The sequence below is a fragment of the Streptomyces sp. cf386 genome, assembly GCF_900103585.1.
Taxonomy (GTDB): Bacteria; Actinomycetota; Actinomycetes; order Streptomycetales; family Streptomycetaceae; genus Streptomyces.
Map to the genome: position 1 here is coordinate 47,486 of NZ_FNHV01000031.1, position 21,563 is coordinate 69,048.

A 21,563-nucleotide genomic window follows, 5' to 3' on the forward strand; every position below is an offset into this window, starting at 1 on the left:
ACTCAATGTGACGATTCAGTCCTCACAGAATCTCCAAGACTCGACGATAGTCTGTGCCCGCGTCATCACCACGGGGGTGTCCTATCGCCCCCTGCGTCGCAACTGATCGCTTCAGCGCAACACACAAGGGGGTCCTCAGTGGCTGGGGAATTCAAGGTCGATCTTGATCATTTGAAGTCGTTCGGTGACACATTGAAGCGATCCGTTGAGGAACTGGAGGGGGCGCGCAAAGCGCTCGCGGACGTGCGGGCCGACCAGATCGGGACGCCTCGGCTGGACGAGGCCTGTGACACCTTCCAGGACAGGTGGGCGTACGGGACCGACCAGCTGAAGGACCTGATCAAGGCCGTCGGCGAGGGCGTCGAGACGACCATGCTGAGCTACAAGAAGTTCGAAGAGGAACTGTCGAAGGCCCTCAAGCAGATGAACGACACGGCGGCCGCGAACGCAGGGGGGACCCGCTGATGGCTGCCAACCCGTACCCGAACCTCGGCTGGAATCCCGTTCCCGGCGTACCGGAAGCGGTTTCGACAGTGCAGAAGAAGGTGAAGTCCGCGGCGGAGACGCTGGACAACTGCCATCGCCAGATCGAGCGACTGCTCGCGGCCAGCTCCTCCTGGGAGGGGGACGCGGCGAACGCTTTCCGTGACGCCCTCGACGGCGACCTCAAGGAATACATGAGGAACGCCGGACAGTCCCTGGGGAAGGCCGCCGGCTGGCTGGGCACATGGGACGGCGACCTCGCATCCCACCGGGACCTGGCGAAGAAGTACGACGACGCCGCAGGTGAGAAGAAGACCGCCCGCGAGTCGGCCCAGACGCGTCATGACGAGGCCAGCAAGCACCCGGACCTCAAGCTCGCCGGGAAGGAGTTCCCCTCCCAGGCGGAGGCCGATGCCGCCACGGCCAAGCTGCGTGCCGCCGAGAGTGCGCTGAACGAGGCCACCACCCAGCTCAACAACGCCACCACCGCGTACAACGACGTCATCAAGAAGGCGAAGGAGCTGGAGGGCGACCACACCGCCCGGGCCGAGTTCATCGCCGGCAAGCTCGACGAGGCCGACGACAAGCTGGCGCCGAAGGAACCGAATTGGCTCAGCAAGACCGTTTCGGCCATCGGTGAGGGCATCGCCTGGGTCGGCAAGCAGATCTATGAGCACGCCGGAACCATCGGCGCCATCGCCGGTCTGCTCGCGCTCCTCCCGACGCCGGCCGCGCCGATCTTCGCGGCGATCGCCGTCGGCGCCAGCGCGCTCGCCATGACGAAGAACCTCTCGAGCGAGGACTTCAGGGATTCCCTGATGGGCAAGTACGGGTGGAAGGAAGGGGCCTTCGCCTGGGGCGCGATGGTCGGTGACACGCTCGGTATGGTGCCCGGCGTCGGAGCGCTCGCCAGGGCGGGAAGCGAGGCGGGGCTCGCGGCGGCGGTTGTCCGTGAGGGCGGAGAGGCCATGTCGCTGGGGTCGAAGATGGCCAACTTCGGCAGTGAAATCGTGCCGGCCTTCAAGCTCAAGGCTCTTGAGGCCGCGACGGATCCCGCGGTTGGGGCGCTTCAGTACTCCATCCAGGGCGCGAACGTACTCGCGAACGCGGCGTCGTCGCTGGAGACCGCCGGCGTTCTTCCGAAGAACGGCTACGGACATGATTCCGCCGAGGTGACGAAGATCGGCGCCGCCTCGACCGGGCTGAAGGCCGGCGCCATCGGAATCCTGACGGATATGGGCGAAATGATGAGGGGCATCCGACTGTGAACACCTTCCTCGACATCGCGCCGCCCGAGCCGAAGCCGGAGTACTGGTACGGACTCCCGTACGGCTACCTCAAGTTGGACCTCCAGCCGACAGCTGAGGGGCTCCTGGAAATGGCTCGGCAGATCAATGAACTTCCCGCCGAGGCTCGCGACCGCGCCGATCAGGCGTTCCGCCTCTACGCCGTCGTCGTGAGCATGCTGCAGAGCCAGCAGGTCCAGGGGTGCGCACTCGGCATGCACCCCGACGACAACGGCGACCCACTGATGTCCGTCCTGACGGTCTCCACGCTCGTGACGCCGAAGGGCAACGCCAAGGCCGCGCTCACCCAGATGCTGGCGGCCGGCGCCGGCACCGGTGTGGACAACGGCGTCGTCCCGGTGGAGCTGGCCGTCGGGACGGGTTTCCTCCTCGAGTCGGAACGGCGCACTGTGTCGCCGGGTGCTCCGCCCGAGGGACAGGACGAGCCCTTGGAGGAGACGGTCTGGCAGGGCACGGTGGTCATTCCGGACACGCGCGGCTCGTCGGTCATCACCGTTCAGCTGGTGACCCCGGCCGTGCACATGGCCGACGACTACCGTGGCGTGCTGCTGGGCGTCGCCCAAACGGTGACTTTCACCGACCCGGCAGGGCCGGCCGAAGCGAACGGCGCATCGGGGCCGTTCGGAGCACCTGGGGCCGGGACCGCGGGGAAGAGCCCCTTCGGATGAACACGGGCAGGACTACTGGAGGATCCGCTGTGTCAGAGACCGCGCACGCGCCTTACGCGACGGACGGCACGGACTTCAAGGGCGCACTGAGCTATTACTACCGCTCCGCGCTGACTCGATTCGCGAAACTCGGCCTGCCCAGCGCGGCTCTGTTTGTTCAGATGTTCGCGTGGCCGATGGACTACCGCGGATACTTCCTGCCGTTGGCCATCGTGGGAATGATCGGCTTCCTGGTCGCGTTCTTTCTCGTTTACGGCCGCCTGTTCCTGACCTGGAGATGTGCGCGGGCCTTCCGTACCTACCCTCTGGAATTCCGTGCGCCCGTCGAGAAGGTCAAGCTGGAGCGGCCGCTACGGCTCCACCTGCGCTTGGGCGCGCGGGCCGGCAAGGTCGGCCAGTCGGTGACACTGCTGGCCAAGGACCCCTTGGGACGCTCCCGCTGGCCGGAGGGCATCGCCAACGGCGTGTGGTTCGCCGGAGACGAACCGTTCGGGGGCGCGGCCATCGTGCCGGGCAGTGGTGAGCTGCTCTTCATGCAGCCCACCGAGTGGGCGATGTCGGCGAAGGAGCGGGAGAGCGCCGGGGAGGTTCGCATCGGGCAGGCCAAGCGGGCCGGGATCAAGAGGGCTGTGCGTTACCGGTAGTCGGCCTTGGGCGACGAGGGGCGGGCCCGGGGGCGAGCCGATAGGGGAAAGGGATGTTGTGCACGAGACCAGTCATGTGCCTGACGCAATGGGCGGTTCGGATTTCAAGAGTGCGCTGAAGGACCACTACGGCGTCACGCTGAAGCGCTTCCTGAAGGTTTTCCCGATCTTCGCGGTCATGATTCTCCTGCTGTTCGTCACGAAGAGCGATTACTTGCTGCCTCTCGCGATTATCGGGATGTTTGGATCTCTGATCTCCGCGGTTGGCTTCTACGCGAGACTCTCGTTGATCTGGAGGTGTTCGCGGGTCTTCCGCACCTACCCCATGGAATTCCGTGGGCCGATCGAGAAGATGCATACGGAGAAGCGCGCGAGGTCGAGGCTTCGCCTGCGCTTCGCCCAGCAAGCTGATCAATCGACGACGATGCTTGCGAAATCCGTCCTCGGGGGCAACGGCTGGCCGGCAGGCATCGAGAACGGTGTGTGGTTCGCCGGTGACGATCCCTTCGGCGGCGCCGCCGTCGTGCCGGGCACCGGCGAGCTGCTCTTCATGCAGCCCAATGAATGGGTGCTCTCGGCGAAGGAGCGGGAGAGCGCCGGGGAAGCTCGCATCGAGCGGGCCCGGCGTGCCGGTATCAAGAAGGCTGTCTCCTACCGGTAGTTCGATGAGCGTTGCGACGGGGTTCAGCGTGGGGGCTCATCGGCGGGGCTCAACCTCCATGAGGTCGGTGCCGCCCGGGAGGGCGAGGACACCGTGGCCCTCGAGGTCCCCCGCGTGCCAGGCGCCGTACTCCATGGCTTCCGGCCAGCGACGGCGGTGGACCGCACCGCGGGCCGACATGAAGCCGTCCGCCTTCGCCGTCTCTGCCGTGGCATTGAGCAGGAGCAGGATGGGCACGCCGATCGCGTCCTTGAGGACGGGCTGCCGCTGAGCTCCCTGGATCGGTCGCCACGGGTGTGCTTCGAGGACGCGTCGGATTCGCCGAAGAGAGCGCAGGGCGCTGACGTAGAGGCAGAGGAAAACTACGTAGACGAAGAGCAGCAGAGTCAGGATCAGGCCGAGGACGCCGCCGTCCTTGTTCTCGCTGCCGGGCATTGTGATGACGCCGAATCCCTGTAGCACGCTGAGGGTGATGAACGCCGCCGCGAAGAGGAAGGTCGCGAGTGACAGACGTGTGATCAGCGCGCGTCTTGCCTTGGCCCAGGCGGTCCGAGTCTCGGGGTGGTCGAATGCGGCCTTGCCCATGGGGAGTTGAGTATCTCGTCCCTGAACGGATCGATCTCGCATGCCGTCCTTCCGTAGCTCCGGCCCGTCAACGCATGCCTCCGGACGGACCATGAAGATACGGGACTGTGCTTCACCGGGCGGGGGTGGAGCCGCCGTTGAGGTTGGCGAGGGCTTCCACCAGCGTTCCCCAGCCGGCAACAGGGAAGATGCCCCTCACCCATGAGCCGTCATCGAAACCGATCTCATGGGTGCCGTGTCGCGCGCCATTCCGCTTTCGGATCCACGCCACACGCCTTGAAGGAACGCCCCATCCGTATTGGACGCCCGGCCCCACCCCGCGCCCGTCCGGGGACTTCTGTACGTGGACCAGGTGCAGGCCGCTGTCCCCCAGCAAAAGGACCGCCACGACATCACATCCTTCACGGGGTTGCAGAGCAACCGCCAGCTCTCCTGCAGCGCTGCCCCAATCCCCGTGCAGCGCCTGCTCTTTGTTCTCGCCCCGGCTGTCGAACGCGTCCAACGCCGCGTTCACCGGATTCAGACGGTCCAGGAACCGCTCGGCCTCAGGCGGTTGGGAGGTGTCGGCACACCCTTGCCTATGGCCACGACATGGGAGTCGCCGAGTCGCTCTCCTTCGGGAAGGACTGTCCCTGCCCGCATTCGGGCCTCCCGAGCGATGGCGTGCTGGTCTGGAGTTGCGGGTCCTGAGATCCAGTCCTTGAAATCCGACCAGGACAGCAGCTCCGAGAATTTCACCTGATTACGTCTCTCGCTGTTTTCCCGGCAGTCGACTGAACGGATAGTAGTCGACAGGCGGCGCGTGCCCGGAGGAGGTATTGGGCGTGGGCCGACAATGTCGGGTGGTTGAACGCCATCCTGCGGCGGTGTAGCCGTCGTGTCGAGGCAGCGGCACCCTACTGGTGGTGTGGCCGAAGGACTGGGCCGAGTCTGCTCGGAACGGGAGCAGGCCGGCCCCGGCCGCATTGCAAAGCTGGGCTTTGCGCACGCAGCGCTCGCGGTGGGCCCGACGAGCGAGCTCGCCGGCGTTCCAGGTGGGCAGTCGTCGACTGCGTCTTGGGCGGGTGCGCCACTCCGTCGTGATCCGGCGCGGTCGGGGAGGTTCTGTAACGGTCGACGGCTGAAGTGCCGGCGCTCAACCAACTGTGTGCTCACGGCAGTTCAATGAAGGCGCCCTGCAGACTGGCCTTGCTTGGCTTGGGTCGCGGCGGCGCGCGATGGGGGGCGTTCGGGTCGGTGAAGCGTGCGGAAGGTGCGGTCTTGAGGCGTGCGGCTCGTGAATGCGCCATGGCCATGCCGAAAAACGGGTGAATCCCTGCGACTAGGCTTTGCACAGTGCAAGATCGAATTCGCGGGGAAGCTGTATGAGCCAGGGTGCAGGGTACGACGTCGAGAGTGCGGCGCTACGGCGTTTCGCCAAGTCATTGGACAGCGCGGCCGACCGCGTGGCAGTGGTCCGGCGCCGCACGTCCGGGTTGGACCTGAGTAGTGGTGTCTTCGGGAAGCTGGCGGAGTCCGACAGCCTCAAGGCGGACTACGACACGCAGTCGACGCAGGCCGGCGAGGACCTGCGTGACGTGACGGAGACGCTTCAGCTGATCGCCGGCGGCCTGAGACTGAGCGCTGACGCCTACGATGCCAACGAGGAGGACCAGGTGCGTGCGTTCGGCGGTGACACCGCGTGAGTGACGCACTGGACAGGGTCGGCTTCTCCGTCGACTGGAGCAACCCCCTGGCAGGGGCCCTCGACGGGACGATCCGGGCGGCCATCAAGGAGCTCGGGCTCGACGACTACCTGGAGAAGGTCAGCGGGGACAACGAACGGCTGCGCGCGGTCGCGCAGGAGTGGCGCGCTGCGGCCCGGGACATGCAGGGCGTGGTCGAGGATCTGCGAGCGGAACGCCGCACACTCGAGGCGTCCTGGACAGGTGAAGCGGCCAAGGCGTTCGGTGGCCAGATGGCCGAGTTCGAGCAGGGCCTCCTCGGCGAGGCCGAGGACATGATCACGATCGCCGAACTCTTGGAGATGGCGGCCGAGGCGTGTGCTGTCGCCGAGGATGCGATGGTCGAGTTGATCGTTGAGATCGTCGAGGCACTGCTGGTCGCCGCGGCCACGGCCGCCATCGTGGCGCTGCTCACCGCGGGGATCGGCGCGGCGATCGGGCCACTCATCGCCGCAGCGGGCACGGCGCACCGGATGCTGAAGGCCGTACGTATCACGGCGAAACTGGCCGACAGGCTAAAGGACTTGGCCGACCGGCTGCGGGCGCTGCAGAAGTTGCGGCGGCTCCGCACCAAGGCCAGGGCGGCGTGGCGACACAAGCCGACCCGCAAGAAGATCAAAACGGCGGTCAAGTACCCGGTCAAGAAGGTCCTCGGCGCTCAGATGGTGGGAGCCGCGATCGATGCGGCCCCCACTGCGGGCAGCGTGCTGGAGCACGAAACCGGGTGGGACGTCGACGGGACGGTCGCGGGATGGGCGGACGGCGCCGAACGGTCGCTTCACCAGACCACCGGTCTGGACGAGGTGCGGATCGGTGACCGTACCTGGGATGTGGCGCACCAGGACAGTGCCACGCCGAAGCCCACTGAGGAGCAGGCCGAGTACCAGAACCGGCCGGAACCGCAGAGCTTCAAGGAACGGTCGGCCCTATCGGTAAGGGAAGTTTTCGGATGAGCCTGCCTGTGGATTTCCGCCGTGTGCCCTACAAGGACGTCAGGACGCGGGCCGCGGAGGCGTTGCCGGGTGGTGAGCGGCTGCTCGGCAGCGAAGTGGCCGTGCCGGGCCACCGGCTGCCGAAGCCACGGCGGAGCCGACGGCCCCGGGTGCTGCGCGGTCTTCGGATGCCGGGGGACAGGCTGGCGGGCGTCTCCCGGGTCTTCTGGCGGCTGGTGACCCTGCCCGAGATCGGCGGCTTCGACTGGCTCTTCGAATGGCGGCGCAGGCACGGCAAGCCGTTGGAGGGCGGCTGGCACAGCCTCGGCGGGAATCTGGCCGCCGCGCTCTGGCCGGTGTCGAAAACGACGGGTGTAGTGCCGGTCCTTCAGCTGACGGACCGTCGGTTGGGGATCGCATACGTGCAGCGAGCGCGTCGCAGGAGTGCTGGGCAACTGGGCGTCGTCGAGCAAGGTTGGAGCACGGAGGCGCATCACGTGGCCTGGATCCGGCACCGTACGGACGTGGACGCGGACACCTACGAGATCGGTTTCACTGACGACTCTTGGGTGAGGGTGTGCCTGCCCAGCCAGGGGGCGGTGAACTTCTTCATGGCGTTCCCGGAACACCTGCGGCAGGACGCCATGGCCATGGGGCGATAGGGCAGCACCAAGGCCAGCAGAACGTACGGATTCCCTGTACGAGCCAAATCTCGCCGGTGGGCACGACTGCTCGGAGCTGACGCTGGTCCATTGCAGGGCTGTCGCCACAGCTACCTGAACCGGGAAAATCGAAAGCTCCTGTCGGCTGGAGGACCGAGGTCCCAACAGCCGACAGGAGCTTCTCAGGGGCTTCGACAGGGGCTTCTACGGGTGATTCAACTGGGCGGAAGCCGAGGGAATCAGCCCGGGTAGCGCCCCTGAGGCGGCATCATGCCGGCCGGTCCCGTCGGTCCCATCGGCCCAGGCGTCGGCGCCCGGCGCCGCCCCGACCGCACCAGAAGCACACCGCCGATCAGCAACACCAGCCCCGCGCCCGCAGCGACCGCGCCCGTCATGAAGACCGACTGCTCCAGCTCGGGGTGCGTGTCCTTCGGTGTGCCGTCCGGCGTCGCGAAGTGCTCCTTGCCCTCGTACGCCGCCGGCGCCGTCTCGTCCTTGGGAGGCGATGCGGATGCCTTGACGGCCGCGGCCGCGTTGATCGGTCCGTAGCCGAGCAGGGCGCTGCCGCCGCCGGCGGGGCGGTTGGTGGTGGCGATCAGGACGTCGTTCACCTGGGTGGGCGTCAGCTTCGGGTTCTTCGCCTTCATGAGCGCCACGACGCCCGCGGCCAGCGCACAGGCCGGTGAGGTGCCGTTGACCGGCTTGTAGCCGCCGGTGTTCGTCGCGCTGTTGATGGCGACGCCCGGCGCGGCCACGTCGTTGTAGGTGTGCACCGTGGAGAACTCGGCGCGGGTGCCGTTCGGTTGGGTGGCGGCGACCGCGATCACGCCGGCGTAACCGGCCGGGTACGAGGTGCTGTTGAGCCCGTCGCCGGAGTTGCCGGCCGAGGCGAGCACCGGCACGCCCGCGAGCAGGGCGTAGTCCACGGCCGCGGACTCCTCGGCGGAGTACGTGTTGAACCAGTCGCTGCTGCCGAGCGACATGGAGATCACGTCGGCCCCGTGGTCGACCGCGTACTGGATCCCTGCTTCGAGGGGGCTCTTGCCCTGGTTCCGAAGTTCTTCCAGGTCCTTGATGTCGGGCGTCTCGTCATCGCTGTCGTCGATCACGCGCACAGAGAGGATCTTGGCCTTGGGAGCGACTTTGAGGACGTCCGAGGCCATGGCGGTGCCATGCTCTCCCCACTTCGGGTCTCCCGGCTCCAGCCCGTCCTGGAGGAAGTCGGGGCCCGTGGTCACCTTGCCCTTGAGGGCGGGATGGTCCTCCATCACACCCGAGTCGAGGACGGCGACCGTCATTCCCTCGCCCTGGCTCTGCTGTTGAGCGGCGGAGAGACCGAGCGCCTGTCCTTCCCAGCCGACCGGCGTGGCCGCCTGGGCGGGCGTGGTGGCCAGCGTGCCCAGCAGGCCGGTGAGGGCGACCGCGGTGCAGGTCGCGCGTATGGTCCGGAGCTTCACTGCGGGGCTCACCTCGCCAGGTTCATGATGTGGGTGCTGAACGTGTCGGCGAGGGAGTCGGCCTCGTCCATCCAGGGCTTTCGGTCCTCGACGGTCCCGACGCCCTCACCGAAGTCGCCGGGCAGGTCCGCCGGATTGCGCCCGTCGACCGCGCCGGTGGTGACGGCGACGGCGTACGTTCCGACGGGGGCGCCGCCCATGCCGTTGCGCCTGCTCTCCTGCCACTTGGCCGCGAGCGTCCCGGGAACCTTCAGCGGAACCACCGCGGCGTCGGGGACGTCCTCCTCCGACTGCTCCCCGAGGTACTCGCCCAGCTCCGACCCGGCTTCTCCGTCCTTGGGCATGACGACGATTGCGACCGTGGCGACCATCTCACCCGTGAGATCGATGTACGTGGCACGCAACACGGCCTCGCACCCGAGCTCCAGCGCCTTCTCCTTGGTCGCTCCGCTGAGGCCCTTGGCGCACGAGGTGTCCTCGGAGATACCCATCCGGTTCCACTGGGCGATCTTCTTGTCCGACGCCTCGTAGGTGTAGTTGGGCGGGTTGCCGATGGTCTCCGGGAAGAGGTTGTCGGTGGTTTCGTTGCGCCACACCACCGGCGTGTAGGCCTGGTTGGGTATCACCTGCTGCGCGTTGCTGTACGCGTGCGCCACCAGCGCCCCGCCGCCGAGCATGCCGAGCACGCCGAAGACGGTGAGCACGATGCCGAAGGCCTTACGGCCGGTCCCTCCGCCGCCCGAGGGGGGTACGGGTGTTCTGGGCACAGGGCCGCCGGGGACGGGGTACCCGGGCGCGGGACCGGTGTGCGCGGGACCACCGGGTACGGGACCACCGGGTACGGGACCGCCAGGCACAGGAGCGCCGGGAACATGCCCCCCGAGCACCGGGTTGCCGGGCGGGGCGTACCCACCGTACGGAGACGGCCCCGGCTGCCCCGGAGCGGCAGCCGGAGGAGGCCCGGGCGGCGCCGCCGGCATGGGCGGCTGCGCCGGGCTCTGGCCCGACCCCTGCCCTTGCGGTTGCCAACCACTCTGCGGGGGCGGCTGCCCATACGGATTACCGCCGCCGGGCGGCGTGGGGTAAGTCATGGTTCCCTCTCACACGTCCTTCTGCGAGGGAGCACGATGCGTGGTCCGGGCTCATACGAAAGGAACCCGCATCTCCACCGACCCGCACCCCAGGTCGCCGCGAGGCTCGATGCGATCGAGCCACTCGCGCACCTTTCGGCGCCCCCGTGAGTCTCCCGACACCCTATGACCTTCGCAGACGCAAGGTGCTGCCGGTCCCGTGGAGCTCCTATAACGATCTTATTGACGGGCTTGTCTGCGGTAGAGGGCTATGGCTGTCTCCACCGGGTAGTTGGGGACGGCGACCGTCTCACCGGTGTCCTTGGCGACGATGACCTTGCTGCCGCCCGGTGCCGCGGGTCGGGGCCGGCCTGAGGCATCGGCGATGGGCGGGAGCGTCGCGTACACCAGATAGCCGATGTCGAATTCGTGGACGTGCAGGGGAGCGGGGGTGCCGTCCGGCAGCCTGGGTTGGGCGTAGCGGCTGCGGACGATGGCGAGGGCTTGTTCGGGGGTTGTGGGTGGGGTGGGGGTGTCGGGTGGCATGAGGCCGGCGGTCTCCTGGCGCAGGGGCTCGGGGGCGTCATGCGGCCGGGTGCCCGATCCTCGTGGGGAGTCGGGCACCCGGCCACTGTCTGTCTGTGTCGCCGCTAGTCGGTGGTGGGGAGAGCGACCAGGGTGTACGCCTGGTTCCCCAGACCGGTGAGGGGGTCCGCCAAGGCCATGTAGAGCCGGTCCTCGTGCCAGAACGGCCTGCCGCTGGTGGACATCGCCTTGCCGACTTCGACCGGGTACTCGACGACTGTCTTCATCGAGCCGTCCTCGGCCCCGAATTCGACCAGCTCGGGTCCCTTGTCGTTGTCATGGCTGGTCACGTAGGCCAGGATGCGATCGCCTCCGGCCGCTGGCAGCGGGTAGTAGTCCTTGAACTGCTCTGCCTTCGTCTTCCACAGCTGCTTGCCGCTGTCGATGTCGTACGCGACCATCAGGCCCTTGCTGTTCCCTTCGGACACGCCCATGACGAACGTGTCACCGAAGACGCCGGCCTCCGGCCAGCGACCGCCGTCCGAGCCGGAAGTGTGGAGGTATTCGGCCGGCTTGGCGGGGGAGAACTCGCTGCGCACTTTCCCTGTCTTGTCGTCGAGGGAGAAGAGCGCTTCTCCGTTGTCGCCGTCCCGGATCATGACGATGGGAGAGGTCGAAAGGACGTTGCCGCTGGACAGCTCGCCGAAGCTGTCCTCGGGGATCTCGTGACGGTAGGTCCAACGGGGCTGCCCGGTGGCCGGATCGACCAGCGAGACTTCGTCCCACCCGTCGAGCCAGTTGGGGTCGTCGGGGTCGTTGACCTGGCAGTGCCGGACCCTGAGCAGCGCCTCGCCACCGCTGAAGCCGCCGCTGCCGCAGTCCTCCGTCGCGAACCGCTTCGGATTCCAGGCCGGCGTACCGTCGGCCGCCTTCAGGGCAAGCGCCGTGGTTCCGCCGTTGATGACGACGACGTCGCCGGCACGAGCGACCGACGCACCGTCCGAGGAGTCACCGAGGCTGATCTTCTTGTCCCAGAGCTTCTTGCCGGTGTTGAGGTCGTATGCCACGACGTGGTCGCAGGCCCTGTTCTCACCGTAGGTGACGACACCGATATCGCCCGAGGAGTTCTCGGGCGCGAGGCACGAATGGTTGCTGTCGCCGGGGAGCGACGAGGCCCACAGTTGCTTGCCGGTATCGAGGTCGTACGCCTTCACACCGCCGGTCAGGGCCTGGACCACCGCCTTGTCGGTGAACCAGGTGCCCCGATTCGTCTCGGTGCTGGTGTCGGGGGTCGAGCCCTGCGGCTTGGCGGCGGCCACGCTCCACAGCACGTTGTTGCTGGCCGAGCCGACGAACATGTACCAGGCCCCGTAGCCGGCCCCGCTCAGGACGAGTACGGCCATGACGAGCAGCACGATCATCCCGACCGGCTTCTTGCGCGTGTTCCCCTGGTGAGGTGGGCCGGCGGGCCCTCCAGGACCACCGGGGACGCCGTAGCCGTACCCAGGCGGGGGCTGCTGGGGGTAGCCGTGGCCCGGCTGAGGTTGTTGCGGGTAGCCGTGGCCCTGCGGGGGCTGTTGGGGATGGCCGTAGCCCTGCGACGGCGCCGGAGGCTGTTGGGGATGGCCGTACCCCGGCGGGGGTCCCTGCGGCGGCACCGCCTGCGGGGCCTGCTGCGGCTCACCGTACCCGTACTGCTGCGGAGGCTGCGGAGGCTGTGGCGGGCTCTGCGGCGGCGCCGGAGGCTGCTGGGGGTAGCCGTATCCCGGCGGGGGTACGGGCGGTGGAGGCTGCTGGCCGTACCCGCCGCCGGTTCCCTGCATACCGTCTGTGGACATCAGCTGTTGCTCCTCACGTAACGGGCCCAGGCGGCCTCGAACTCGCTCTCGCCCATGCCCGTGGCCGTGCGCAGCTGCTGATCGAGCTGGTCGGGGTTGTCGTAGTGGTCGGTGACGAACTTCAACGCCGCGGCCTCGCCGCCCTTTTCGGCGATGAACCGGATGGCCATGTAGCTGAGCGTGTAGTTCGTGGAGACTTCGTCGTCGAACCCTGCTTCATTGGGCAGCGAGCCCCCGAATTCCTTACCGGTGACGTCGTTCCGGATGCTCCATTCGCCGAGCTCCCGGTCGAAACGGAACGCCACGTAATCGGCGAAACCCTCCACGACCCACCAGTTCGTGTAGGTCTCGGAGTCGAAGCCGGAGGCGCCCTCGAGCGGCTGGACGATGGCGTGCGCGAACTCGTGGTGGGAGATCTCCTGGACGAGCTTCGGCCAGTACGCCGCGTTGGTGAAACGATTTCCGGACATGTCCATCTTCACGCGGGCGCCGCCGTACTCCAGGTCCTTCTCGTCACCGCTGGAATCGGCGTCGAAGGCGGGCATCGCCACGCTCTGGCCGGCTTCCCACTCGACGGATTCCGAGCCGTACAGGGAGGAATAGGTCTTGCGGTCGCGCTCGAGAACTGCCACGAATCCTGTGGGAGTCTCGGTTCCCGCGGGCCCCTTCGACTTCCACAGCTCGATGTCGTCCTTCGCGGCCTTCTCGATGTACGGCGCGAAACGGTCCGTGTCCGCGGCGTACTTCTTGTCCGAGATCGTGAGCGTGTGGTCCTGCTTCACGACGTGCATGTCCTCGTAGAGGTCCCAGGGAGCCGAGTTGTACACGTAGCTCGCGGAGCCGTAGGCGTCGGGCGAGGGCCCCACGCGGGTGATCTGCGGCTCGGCGTCCTTCGATTCCCGCTTGATGATCCAGCGGTACCACTCGGACACCGGCCGGACGTCCACGTTCTGGATCTTGTGGACGAAGGCGACGTCGAGAGCGACCGTCGCCCCGTCGCCGTATTCGTCGGTGGTGTTGCCGCTTTGGTTGAGGATGGAGTACTCGGCCTGCGCGAAGGGTATTTTGCGCAGATTCTGGAAGAGGTTCTGCTGCGTGTCCTTGGCCTTGCCGGTGAAGGGGGCGAGATAGGCGTCCTCGTCACCGCTCTTCAGCGCCTGGCTACGGCCGTCGAGCAACTCCTCGATGTCCGCCTGGCTGAGCAGTTGCTCGCTCTGCTCATCGCCGCCCGCACTGGGCAAAGAGCCGCCGCCGACGGCCTGGTACACGGCGAGCCCGCCGACTCCCAGGACGGCAAGCACGGCAAGGACGACCACGCCGATGACGGCCTTCTTCAGCCCCTTGCCCTGATCGCCACCGCCGCCTCCACCAGGGGGCTGCTGTTGCGGATACGGCTGATGGGGCCCAGGCCAACCGGGGACCGCGCCGGGCTGAGGCTGCGGGGGGTAGCCGACGTATCCCGGCGTGCTCTGGGGCTGGTACGGCGTGCCGCCCTGCTGCGGCACCCACCCTCCCTGACCCTGCGGCGGTCCCTGCGGATACGCGCCGCCCGGCCCTCCGGGCGGCGGAGGGTACGACATGAACTGCCTCTCCCATGAGTCTCGATGGCGCGCGGGACCAGGTGGTGCCCGCGCATGCGTAGGAGAGCGCGTGGCTGCGAAGCCCACCGAGAAATGGAGCGTTCCGCTCGGGAGGTCGACTTCAGTGTGTTCGCACGGGCGATGACTCGCCGCTCATGCCTCAGCTTCCCCGTTAATGCTCATGACAGCCTACAAGCGGGTCTGTTGAGGGCCGAGGTGGTTCCCTATCCATGTGATAAAGCTGGTGAAGATGTTGTGGTGGCGGGCTTCACGGTTCGGGTGCGCACGTGGGGTCGCGGCGTGGACGGATCGGCACGGTGATGTGCCCGTCCTGTAGAGGAGCGGTCAATGGATCGCTCCGTCCCACCCGCCTCGGGACATACCCAACCCACCTCTGAGATCCTGAGGCCCGTCATCGTCATCGGCAACGACAGTTGGGCGACCATGAGCCACAGCAGCCAAGGATGGGCTTCGGTGGAGCAACCGCAGTACCAGCCGCAGGCTCCGGGACAGTACGGGCAGGCCCCGGCCTCGACGCCGTATCCGAACCCCGTGCCATTGACCGTGGTCGAGATCCAGCACTACTGGCTGGGCAGGTACGACCGGGTCACGGAGGGGGAGCCGGCCGCCATCATCCGCTCAGCGGATCCGGCGACGAAGGGTCACGCGCTTGCATACGTCCACGTGCCGCAGGACGCCCCCAAAGGCGGGCGCACGGCGCGGCCGCCGTTCCACGTCAGTGGCCTGCAGGGTGAGTCGCTCTGCTCTGTCCGGTCCATCGGCGAAGGCGCTTACGACGTTTACGGCGGAGACGGCACGGCCATCGGGCGGATCACTCGGCGCGGCGGACGTGTTCTGCCCTGGCCGCGCCGTACGCACTGGATCCTGCAGTCGGCAACCGGGGCCGAGCAGTTGACCGCGAAGCGGGGGACGGTGGGGGGCTGGGTGGCCTGGTCTGCCGTCGGGCTCCCGTTCTACATCGTCGTCTGGGCGTTCTCGGCCGTCCAGGGGCTGCTTCTGCTGTTACTTGGGGACAAGGATGAGGCGAAGAAGGAAACGGCCTGGGAGCTGGGAGCTCCGAGCCGTGCCCTGTGGCATCCGTCCGGTGGCTCCAACGCGGTCGTCGACTATCGGGGCGGCAGCACATTTCACATCGAGTCGCAGCGGCTGGACCTCCGGCTCGCCTACGCACAGGCCGTGCTGCACGTGTGGGACGGCAACTGACGGGCAGCCGCACCACGTTGGCAGCCGCGAACCTCTCCGAGTATCACGGAGGTTGGCGCTCCGATAATCTGTGCGGCGGTCACTGGATCACAACTACGGGGAGACACGGGGATGGCGGACTTCCAGATCGATGTCGATCGTATGAAGACCCTGATCAACAGGTTGGACCAGGTGGACGACCGCATGCGCGGCGCCCAGGAGCGGCTCAACAAGGTGGGTCCCAAGGGACTGGGTACGGACGGTCTCGACAACGCCTGTGACGACTTCCAGGACGACTGGGGCGACGGCATCAAGCGGATCGCCGACGGCGCCAAGCAGCTGCATGAGGGGCTCAAGAAGACTGTCGAGTCGTACGAGTCGACCGACAAGGAGCTGCAAAAGGGCTTCAGCCAGGCGTAGTTCTGGCCCCGCTGATCCGAAAACCTGCACAACTCGCACACAACGGGGAGAAGACGATGGGAATGTTCGACGACCCCAACTGGCCCGGTCTGACGTTCAACCCGGCCAAGGGTGATCTGCACACGATCGAGTCGCTGGCGTACGACGTCAAGACGGTCGGCGACGAGCTCGACGAGATGCGCGAGATGCTGCTCAGCATCGGCAAGACGGACGGCGTGTGGGACGGTGACGCCGCCAAGAAGTTCCAGGACAAGGTCGGCGAGCTGCCCAAGTACCTGAAGCAGGGCCACGAGTCGATGAACGCCTGCTCCAGGGCGCTCCGCAGCTGGCACGACGAGCTCCAGACCATGCAGCAGCGGGCCAAGGGCCTTGAGGACCAGGCGTTCGAGGCGCGCAAGCGGCTCGACCAGAAGAACGATGCGGTCGACCGGGTCAACGTCAAGATCGAAGGGGCGATGTTCCGCCAGCTCACCGAGCAGGAGGCCAAGGCCCTCGGGGAGGAGGCCGACTCCGCCTCGGCGGCGGCCAAGGAGGCCGCGGCCGATCTCGAGTCGCTCATCAGGAAGGGCGAGGAGCTCCGCAAGAACTGGGAGGAGCAGGCCGAGAAGGCCGAGAAGGCCATTCGCGAGGCGTCGAAGAACCGGCCGCCGGACATCAGCATCTGGGACAAGATCACGGATGGTCTGAAGGGCGCCTGGGACGGCTTCAAGAACTTCCTGATCGACAATGCGGACCTGTTCTCCACCATCTCCGCCGCGCTGGCCACGGCCGCGATCGTGGTCAACGTCATCCCAATCGGCGGCCAGGTCGCCTCGGCCATTCTGGGCGCGGGGTCCATGGTGTTCGCCGGTGCGGCCGCGGCGGGCCACTACATGGGCGGAGCCCCACTGTGGAAGGTCGGCCTCGACATAGCCGGTGTGCTTCCCGGTATCGGAGTCGTCAAGGGTCTCACCGCCGGCGTCAGGGGCGCGAAGGGGATGGTCAGTGCCGGCCGGGGCCTGATGGACGGGATCAAGAACGGCCTGGTCACCCAAGGGATCAACAAGGGGATCGCCAGTACGGTCGGCAGGTTCCTTCCCGCCGCCAAGAACATCGACCCCTGGAAGGTCTCGCTCCCCATGAAGGCCGGAAGCGCCATCTTCGGCGCCGGAAAGATGATCTTCGGTGGGGACGAGGGCGGGAACAGCGCGCCGCCCGTCACCACGCAGCCGGCCCCGGCCGACCGGCCGAGCGTGGTGGACCAGCCGCCCGTCCAGACCATGCCGTACCCCGCCACGGGTGACAAGTTCCACGCGACGCTGGCGGCCTGAGGGCGATGACCGAACTCACCACGACCACGGCCGGCCCCGGGTCCGAAAAGTCCAAGCTGCACGTCGGCTGGATCATGCCGCCCTTCTTCCACGAACTCCCTGTGGATGCGAAGGACCCCGAAGAGCTCGGCGAGCGGCTCGGCCAGACGGTCACCTCCGTTCTCCCGGGCGGCACGGGGGAACAACAGGTCGAGATGTTCCTCATGTACCTGTACATCACCGCCGAGCTGCAGGAAGCCGGCGCGGTGTACGGCGGCTTCTGCTTCATGGACATGGACGGTCGTCCCAGCACCGCGAGTGTCGCCGTCTACCAGACGCCCCTGGAGAACACCACCGCCGACGACGTACTGGCGGACGCGCTGTCCACTCTCAGGCGGGCCTATCCCGACGACGACGTACGGATCAGCGCCCTCCCCGGTGGCAACGGAAATGGCCAGGCCGTCGTACGGATCGGAGACGCGCCGTTCACGCTGGACCCGGCGGACTCTCCGACCGGGGAGGCGGTCGAGGTGCCGCGCGGGCAGATCCAGGTGTACATCCCGCTGCCGAACGACTCGGACATGCTGATCTTCGAGCTCAGCACGCCGTGCATGGAGGACTGGGACTTCTACTCCGAGCTCTTCGCCACGGTCCTGCGCAGCCTGGACTGGGCGACGGAGGAGGAGGCGCAGATGGCCGCCGCCCTCTCCCAGCCCCAGCCCATCCCGGAAGTGAAGCCCGACCCCGAGGTGGTCCAGGCGCTGTACGGGTACTCCAGCCGGATCCTGGACGGCCTGTCCGTCCAGGGCCGTATGGACGAGGGCAACCAGGTTTCGGCGATCACCTGCCCCGACTGCTGGTCCAAGGGCATGAGGTCTGTGTGCTCCGGGCGCCACCAGTGGCAGATCGACGACGTGGACGAGGTCGTGCTCGGGAACGCCCTCGGGCGGCTGAAGGAGCAACTCCCGGCCCTGGACTGGACGCAGCTTGGCTACGAGTCCGGCGTGAGCCTGAAGGCGCACGGGGGTGGCGACCCCGGGTACCGGATCGGCGTCACGGTGATGCGGGGCCGGCGTCGGATCGTCGTCGAGGTCATCGCCCCCTGCATCCGAACGGTGCGGGGTTCGGCGGACTCCGTCTTCGGATAACACCGACCTGAGGAAGACTGAGAACCATGGTCAACGATCGTGACGATCTCCTGCCGGTCAATGGCAGCGCGCTGACCGCACATCCACAACTCGACACCGCGGTACGCCGATTCAGCAGTCTCTACGGCCTCGACTACGTCGACGACCGCAAGGTCGGAGCGATGCTGGTCGAACGCCAGGCTGACATCCGCCGCACGTCGTTCGGGGCCTTGGTCTGGATCTCCTCGCTCGTCGGCACCGCAGGGTTCACCTGGTTCCTGTGGGCCGGGCTCAGCAAGCCCGAGAACATCGCTGTCGCGATCGGCCCGCCGGCGGCGCTGATCGTTCTGGCGGTCGTCGGCTTCGTACGTGTCTACCGCCAGGGCAAGCGGAAGCTGCGGCACCCGCACCTTGAGGGCTACCGGTACGTGCTCGCTGCGGCGCTCGCTCATGGGGTACCGGTCACGCACATCCCCGACTGGCTGACCGGCCGCAACGGCAGCGGCGAGGGAGCCGCCGCGCTGCCTTCGTACGCGGCACCTGTCGGCAGCCAGGCTCACGGCGGTGCGCAACATGCCTTCTCCCGGGCCGGGGCTTCCGCGCCGCTCCCCCCGAAGCCGCAGGCAGTCGCTGAGTACGAGCGGATGGTGGATCAAGGCGGCTCGCACGACGAGATCGGCTGCCTCCTGGTCATCGGCGCGGCGGTGGGCGTGGGGACGGGCTTCACCAAGGACATGCCGGTGGCCTTCGCTGCCGGGATCCTCGCGCCGGTCGCGATCTGGTTCTGGGTCGCGGGTTATCGGCTGGGCAAGCGGAAGAGTGCGCTGGAGGCACGGGCGCGTGAGTACGTTCAGCAGCTGACCGCGGCGCAGGCCGCCGGCGCCGTGGTTCCGGAGCTTTCACCGCAACTGCGCAAGCTCCTCAACGCTCCCTGAAGACGGTGACGATCACCCCCCGACGACCAGGACCAGGACTTGTGAACACCATCAAATTCAAGCTGTCTGTGCCCTCCGCGCGCGAAAGAGACGAAGCGTCCTACCCTCTTGAGTACGTCATCAGGGTCCACGGTGGAAGAGTTGTCTTTGTCTGTCGAGGACAGCGGGACGAACGCGCGGCAGACGAACTTCACCCCGGATTCACCCTTTACGAGGACCTGACAGGTCTCCAGCCGATATGTTCCGTGGTCCGGCGTGAGACGGGAGCGGGTTCGGATGGCACTCTGGTCGTGATGGCGTCTGATGGAGCCCAGTTGGGTGTGCTTCGGCAGCCTCCTCGCACACAACGGTGGCGGCCACGGTATGAAATGGAACTACCGGACGGTGCGAGACTGGTCGGTCGTAGCGGAACCGTCACGTCGTGGGTTGTGTACGTTGCGCTCTCGCCTCTGTTGCTGGTCTACGCCGTAGGGCACCTTTTGGGTGGGTACGGGAAGCCTGACTGGTTCCTGCCGACGCGTACCGCGTGGCGCGCGAAGGCCAGCTCTGGACTGAGGTTCGCTGCCTTGAAGTTCTACGGACCGACCGACAAGTACAAAATCCGCTCGAAACGTTTGGATCCTCGCCTGGCTTATGCGCAGGCGGTTCTGCACGACTCATTCAGCGCATCCGGCTGAGCCGATTTCTGCCGTGCCTGGTGGGCGCGGGAAGTGACGACGCTGGTGGTGGCACCCGGCTGGGTACCACCACCGCTCAGGCCGTCAACCGACCCGCGCTCCCGCCGCCTTGGCCCGCTCCCGCGCCTCGGGGCTGACGCCGCGCTTGCGGGCCGACATCTGGCTGGTGACCGCCTCGCGCTGGGCCACACCCATCAGCCGACGCGGTCCGGGTACGGCGACGACACCGAGGAAGCGCGGGTCGCCCGCGAACCAGACCTCGTCGACCGCGTCGGCCTTCACCTGCCGTACCCAGAAGGTGTATCCGCTGCCCAGGAAGCTGCCGTAACCGAGCGAGACGCCCTTGCCCGGGTCCGGGTGCTCGGGATCAGCGAAGGAGAACCGGGTGGTGCCGTTCGTTGGCGATCGACGCGGCTCCCGGGACCGACTGCCACGGGTAGACCCGCAGGACGCGGCGTAGCGACGGCACTCCCGCGATCCGCGCCGTGTTGAGCATGGCCACGTAGATAAGCACGAACAGCACGGGCATCAGGACCCAAAGGGTCCATACCGGAGTCAGAAGCACCGCGTACAGCCAGGCCACGAAGGATGCGAGCGAGAGCAGGAAGGCGCACAGCCGGAAGGAGGCCGTGCGGCGCCAGGCCCGGCGGGTGGCCGCATCCTCGTAAGCCGTCTTCGTCAGGGGAACGTCCACTGCAGTTCACTCCATAGGGGCCGTCAGAGCCATTTGGGGTCAGCCGAAGACCGCGCGTACGGACACCTCAACCTCGGACTCGGGAATATGGGCCTTGAACTCCTCGGGGAGCGGGTTCTCGAAGCTCACCATCTCCGCCATGCCACGGTGGATGTCACGGTAGTGCTCGCGCGCGTCCACGGCCCTGGTGGTCAGTGTGAGGATCGCGAGGTTCCGCCCGTCCGGGAACGGCAGGTACGCGGTCGCCTCGTAGAGGGAACGCCGCTGGGCGTCGGCCTCCTCGGGTAGCTCCACCAGGGCCTCGGTGAACGCCGCGGGACCGCAGGGCAGGTCCGCCACAGCGACCGGCAGCGCGTTCTTGCGTGCGGTTGCCGCCTGTACCGCCGCCAGCTTCGGCGGGGTCCAGGGGATCTCGCGCCGGGCGAGCGTGACGAACGACTCCAGCATGCTGCCGTCGTCCGCCTCGTGCGCGCCGATGGCGAAGTTCACCACGCCTTCCCGCCGCATCTCCAGGGTCAGCCCCCTGGCCTGGGCGAGCTGGTCGAGGAAGTCGGCCTGCTTCCCCTCCGGCACCAGCTCCAGGAGCGAGTTGACCGCCTCGACCACCCGGGCGCCCTCGGGGGACTCCGGATCGGCGAAGAGGTCGTGGAAGGGGACCTCCACATAGCCGGGCACCAGCGCGAACCACAGGTCGCAGTCACGCTCCATGGCCGACTCATCGATGGCGTACTCGAATTCGTCCGCGTCGTCGCTCAACGGTTCAGACCCTTCATCGTTGCTCAACGGTTCCAGCCCCTCAGTGCGCGCCGAACAGGATCTTCAGCGTCTTCAGGGCGGTGGCGCTGTGGCCGGCCCCGTCGAAGCTGCCGGCCCGGACGCCGTCCGCGCCGGTCGCGGCGTTCTCCGCGGCGGGGTTCTTGATCTCGTCCCACAGGTTCTTGGCCACGCCGTACGTGCCGGTGAGCGCGCCGGCTCCGGAGACCGAGACATCGACGATCTTCGCCGCCGTTGCCGGGTTGGCGGCGCCCTTCACCAGCCAGGTGGTCAGGGGGTTGTCGGCCGCGTGGATCCGCTGCGCGGCC

At 67.4% G+C, this 21,563-nt stretch carries 24 protein-coding genes; 13 read left to right on the forward strand and 11 right to left on the reverse strand.

The features are described from left to right. Positions 1 to 192: 192 nt before the first annotated feature. Genes BLU79_RS43540 through BLU79_RS43560 form a run of 5 tightly spaced genes read left to right on the forward strand, consistent with a single transcriptional unit; the run spans position 193 to position 3,763 of the window. Positions 193 to 465 (forward strand): hypothetical protein, encoded by a 273-nt coding sequence (locus tag BLU79_RS43540; RefSeq protein WP_256333705.1) that lies wholly within the window; start codon positions 193 to 195, stop codon positions 463 to 465. After that, entirely contained in the window at positions 465 to 1,751 is a 1,287-nt protein-coding gene (locus tag BLU79_RS43545; protein ID WP_093911593.1) for a putative T7SS-secreted protein, read from the forward strand. The genes BLU79_RS43540 and BLU79_RS43545 overlap by 1 nt, the downstream gene beginning before the upstream one ends. Continuing rightward, positions 1,748 to 2,458, forward strand: a complete 711-nt coding sequence (locus tag BLU79_RS43550) for a hypothetical protein (protein ID WP_093911594.1) — start codon at positions 1,748 to 1,750, stop codon at positions 2,456 to 2,458. Before BLU79_RS43545 ends, BLU79_RS43550 begins: the two co-directional genes overlap by 4 nt. A gap of 29 nt (positions 2,459 to 2,487) precedes the next feature. Further along, on the forward strand, positions 2,488 to 3,102 hold the full coding sequence (locus BLU79_RS43555; protein WP_256333706.1) for a hypothetical protein: 615 nt from the start codon (positions 2,488 to 2,490) through the stop codon (positions 3,100 to 3,102). A gap of 58 nt (positions 3,103 to 3,160) precedes the next feature. Continuing rightward, complete coding sequence (locus BLU79_RS43560; protein WP_143052581.1) at positions 3,161 to 3,763, forward strand: hypothetical protein; 603 nt, start codon at positions 3,161 to 3,163, stop codon at positions 3,761 to 3,763. Between the two features lie 36 nt (positions 3,764 to 3,799). Here the strand turns inward: BLU79_RS43560 and BLU79_RS43565 are convergent, their stop codons facing one another. Then, positions 3,800 to 4,348, reverse strand: a complete 549-nt coding sequence (locus BLU79_RS43565) for a hypothetical protein (protein WP_093911597.1) — start codon at positions 4,346 to 4,348, stop codon at positions 3,800 to 3,802. A 112-nt stretch (positions 4,349 to 4,460) separates the two neighbouring features. Next, entirely contained in the window at positions 4,461 to 4,862 is a 402-nt protein-coding gene (locus BLU79_RS47965; RefSeq protein WP_143052582.1) for a hypothetical protein, read from the reverse strand. 850 nt (positions 4,863 to 5,712) lie between these two features. Here BLU79_RS47965 and BLU79_RS43575 point away from each other — a divergent pair. The 3 genes from BLU79_RS43575 to BLU79_RS43585 are packed head-to-tail and all read left to right on the forward strand — an operon-like array spanning position 5,713 to position 7,666. Then, entirely contained in the window at positions 5,713 to 6,033 is a 321-nt protein-coding gene (locus BLU79_RS43575; RefSeq protein WP_093911599.1) for a type VII secretion target, read from the forward strand. Further along, the gene (locus BLU79_RS43580; protein ID WP_093911600.1) at positions 6,030 to 7,025 is read left to right on the forward strand and encodes a WXG100 family type VII secretion target; all 996 of its coding nucleotides are present in this window, start codon (positions 6,030 to 6,032) and stop codon (positions 7,023 to 7,025) included. The genes BLU79_RS43575 and BLU79_RS43580 overlap by 4 nt, the downstream gene beginning before the upstream one ends. Further along, positions 7,022 to 7,666 carry a hypothetical protein gene (locus BLU79_RS43585; RefSeq protein ID WP_093911601.1) on the forward strand — a complete coding sequence of 215 codons (645 nt, stop codon included), beginning with the start codon at positions 7,022 to 7,024 and terminating at the stop codon, positions 7,664 to 7,666. Before BLU79_RS43580 ends, BLU79_RS43585 begins: the two co-directional genes overlap by 4 nt. Before the next feature lie 239 nt (positions 7,667 to 7,905). On the opposite strand, the gene BLU79_RS43590 is transcribed toward BLU79_RS43585, so the two are convergent. From BLU79_RS43590 to BLU79_RS43615, 5 genes are all read right to left on the reverse strand, one after another. Then, positions 7,906 to 9,123 (reverse strand): S8 family peptidase, encoded by a 1,218-nt coding sequence (locus BLU79_RS43590; protein WP_177001420.1) that lies wholly within the window; start codon positions 9,121 to 9,123, stop codon positions 7,906 to 7,908. A gap of 8 nt (positions 9,124 to 9,131) precedes the next feature. Continuing rightward, the gene (locus BLU79_RS43595) at positions 9,132 to 9,890 is read right to left on the reverse strand and encodes a hypothetical protein (RefSeq protein WP_143052583.1); all 759 of its coding nucleotides are present in this window, start codon (positions 9,888 to 9,890) and stop codon (positions 9,132 to 9,134) included. Between the two features lie 543 nt (positions 9,891 to 10,433). Further along, a complete protein-coding gene (locus BLU79_RS43600; RefSeq protein WP_256333707.1) occupies positions 10,434 to 10,817 on the reverse strand; it encodes a hypothetical protein in 384 nt (127 codons plus the stop codon). Between the two features lie 26 nt (positions 10,818 to 10,843). Further along, positions 10,844 to 12,556, reverse strand: coding sequence for an outer membrane protein assembly factor BamB family protein (locus BLU79_RS43605; protein ID WP_143052584.1), 1,713 nt, complete (start codon positions 12,554 to 12,556; stop codon positions 10,844 to 10,846). Further along, positions 12,556 to 14,061, reverse strand: a complete 1,506-nt coding sequence (locus BLU79_RS43615; RefSeq protein ID WP_093911605.1) for a hypothetical protein — start codon at positions 14,059 to 14,061, stop codon at positions 12,556 to 12,558. The genes BLU79_RS43605 and BLU79_RS43615 overlap by 1 nt, the downstream gene beginning before the upstream one ends. A gap of 423 nt (positions 14,062 to 14,484) precedes the next feature. On the opposite strand from BLU79_RS43615, the gene BLU79_RS43620 reads away from it, so the two are divergent. The 5 genes from BLU79_RS43620 (at position 14,485) to BLU79_RS43640 (ending at position 19,110) form a co-directional block, all read left to right on the forward strand. Then, on the forward strand, positions 14,485 to 15,360 hold the full coding sequence (locus tag BLU79_RS43620) for a hypothetical protein (RefSeq protein WP_093911606.1): 876 nt from the start codon (positions 14,485 to 14,487) through the stop codon (positions 15,358 to 15,360). Positions 15,361 to 15,471: 111 nt separating this feature from the next. Continuing rightward, a complete protein-coding gene (locus BLU79_RS43625) occupies positions 15,472 to 15,759 on the forward strand; it encodes a WXG100 family type VII secretion target (protein ID WP_093911607.1) in 288 nt (95 codons plus the stop codon). A 56-nt stretch (positions 15,760 to 15,815) separates the two neighbouring features. Next, a complete protein-coding gene (locus BLU79_RS43630) occupies positions 15,816 to 17,069 on the forward strand; it encodes a putative T7SS-secreted protein (protein ID WP_093911608.1) in 1,254 nt (417 codons plus the stop codon). 5 nt (positions 17,070 to 17,074) lie between these two features. Next, positions 17,075 to 18,196, forward strand: coding sequence for a hypothetical protein (locus BLU79_RS43635; protein WP_093911609.1), 1,122 nt, complete (start codon positions 17,075 to 17,077; stop codon positions 18,194 to 18,196). Between the two features lie 26 nt (positions 18,197 to 18,222). Further along, a complete protein-coding gene (locus tag BLU79_RS43640) occupies positions 18,223 to 19,110 on the forward strand; it encodes a hypothetical protein (RefSeq protein WP_093911610.1) in 888 nt (295 codons plus the stop codon). Between the two features lie 761 nt (positions 19,111 to 19,871). On the opposite strand, the gene BLU79_RS49575 is transcribed toward BLU79_RS43640, so the two are convergent. From BLU79_RS49575 to BLU79_RS43660, 4 genes are all read right to left on the reverse strand, one after another. Beyond that, entirely contained in the window at positions 19,872 to 20,069 is a 198-nt protein-coding gene (locus BLU79_RS49575; protein WP_256333708.1) for a hypothetical protein, read from the reverse strand. A gap of 85 nt (positions 20,070 to 20,154) precedes the next feature. Further along, on the reverse strand, positions 20,155 to 20,481 hold the full coding sequence (locus BLU79_RS49580; RefSeq protein ID WP_256333709.1) for a hypothetical protein: 327 nt from the start codon (positions 20,479 to 20,481) through the stop codon (positions 20,155 to 20,157). 39 nt (positions 20,482 to 20,520) lie between these two features. Further along, positions 20,521 to 21,237: a vWA domain-containing protein gene (locus BLU79_RS43655; RefSeq protein ID WP_093911611.1), complete on the reverse strand. Its 717-nt coding sequence runs from the start codon at positions 21,235 to 21,237 to the stop codon at positions 20,521 to 20,523. A gap of 40 nt (positions 21,238 to 21,277) precedes the next feature. Then, positions 21,278 to 21,514 carry a hypothetical protein gene (locus BLU79_RS43660; protein WP_093911612.1) on the reverse strand — a complete coding sequence of 79 codons (237 nt, stop codon included), beginning with the start codon at positions 21,512 to 21,514 and terminating at the stop codon, positions 21,278 to 21,280. Between the last annotated feature and the right edge of the window lie 49 nt (positions 21,515 to 21,563).

What these genes read in the sequence shown, in the direction of transcription:
- BLU79_RS43545 (WP_093911593.1), top strand. Translation starts at nt 465, where the DNA reads ATGGCTGCCAACCCGTACCCGAACCTCGGCTGGAATCCCGTTCCCGGC.
- BLU79_RS43565 (WP_093911597.1), bottom strand. Translation starts at nt 4,348, where the DNA reads ATGGGCAAGGCCGCATTCGACCACCCCGAGACTCGGACCGCCTGGGCC.
- BLU79_RS43575 (WP_093911599.1), top strand. Translation starts at nt 5,713, where the DNA reads ATGAGCCAGGGTGCAGGGTACGACGTCGAGAGTGCGGCGCTACGGCGT.
- BLU79_RS43585 (WP_093911601.1), top strand. Translation starts at nt 7,022, where the DNA reads ATGAGCCTGCCTGTGGATTTCCGCCGTGTGCCCTACAAGGACGTCAGG.
- BLU79_RS43605 (WP_143052584.1), bottom strand. Translation starts at nt 12,556, where the DNA reads ATGTCCACAGACGGTATGCAGGGAACCGGCGGCGGGTACGGCCAGCAG.
- BLU79_RS43620 (WP_093911606.1), top strand. Translation starts at nt 14,485, where the DNA reads ATGGATCGCTCCGTCCCACCCGCCTCGGGACATACCCAACCCACCTCT.
- BLU79_RS43625 (WP_093911607.1), top strand. Translation starts at nt 15,472, where the DNA reads ATGGCGGACTTCCAGATCGATGTCGATCGTATGAAGACCCTGATCAAC.
- BLU79_RS43630 (WP_093911608.1), top strand. Translation starts at nt 15,816, where the DNA reads ATGGGAATGTTCGACGACCCCAACTGGCCCGGTCTGACGTTCAACCCG.
- BLU79_RS43635 (WP_093911609.1), top strand. Translation starts at nt 17,075, where the DNA reads ATGACCGAACTCACCACGACCACGGCCGGCCCCGGGTCCGAAAAGTCC.
- BLU79_RS43640 (WP_093911610.1), top strand. Translation starts at nt 18,223, where the DNA reads ATGGTCAACGATCGTGACGATCTCCTGCCGGTCAATGGCAGCGCGCTG.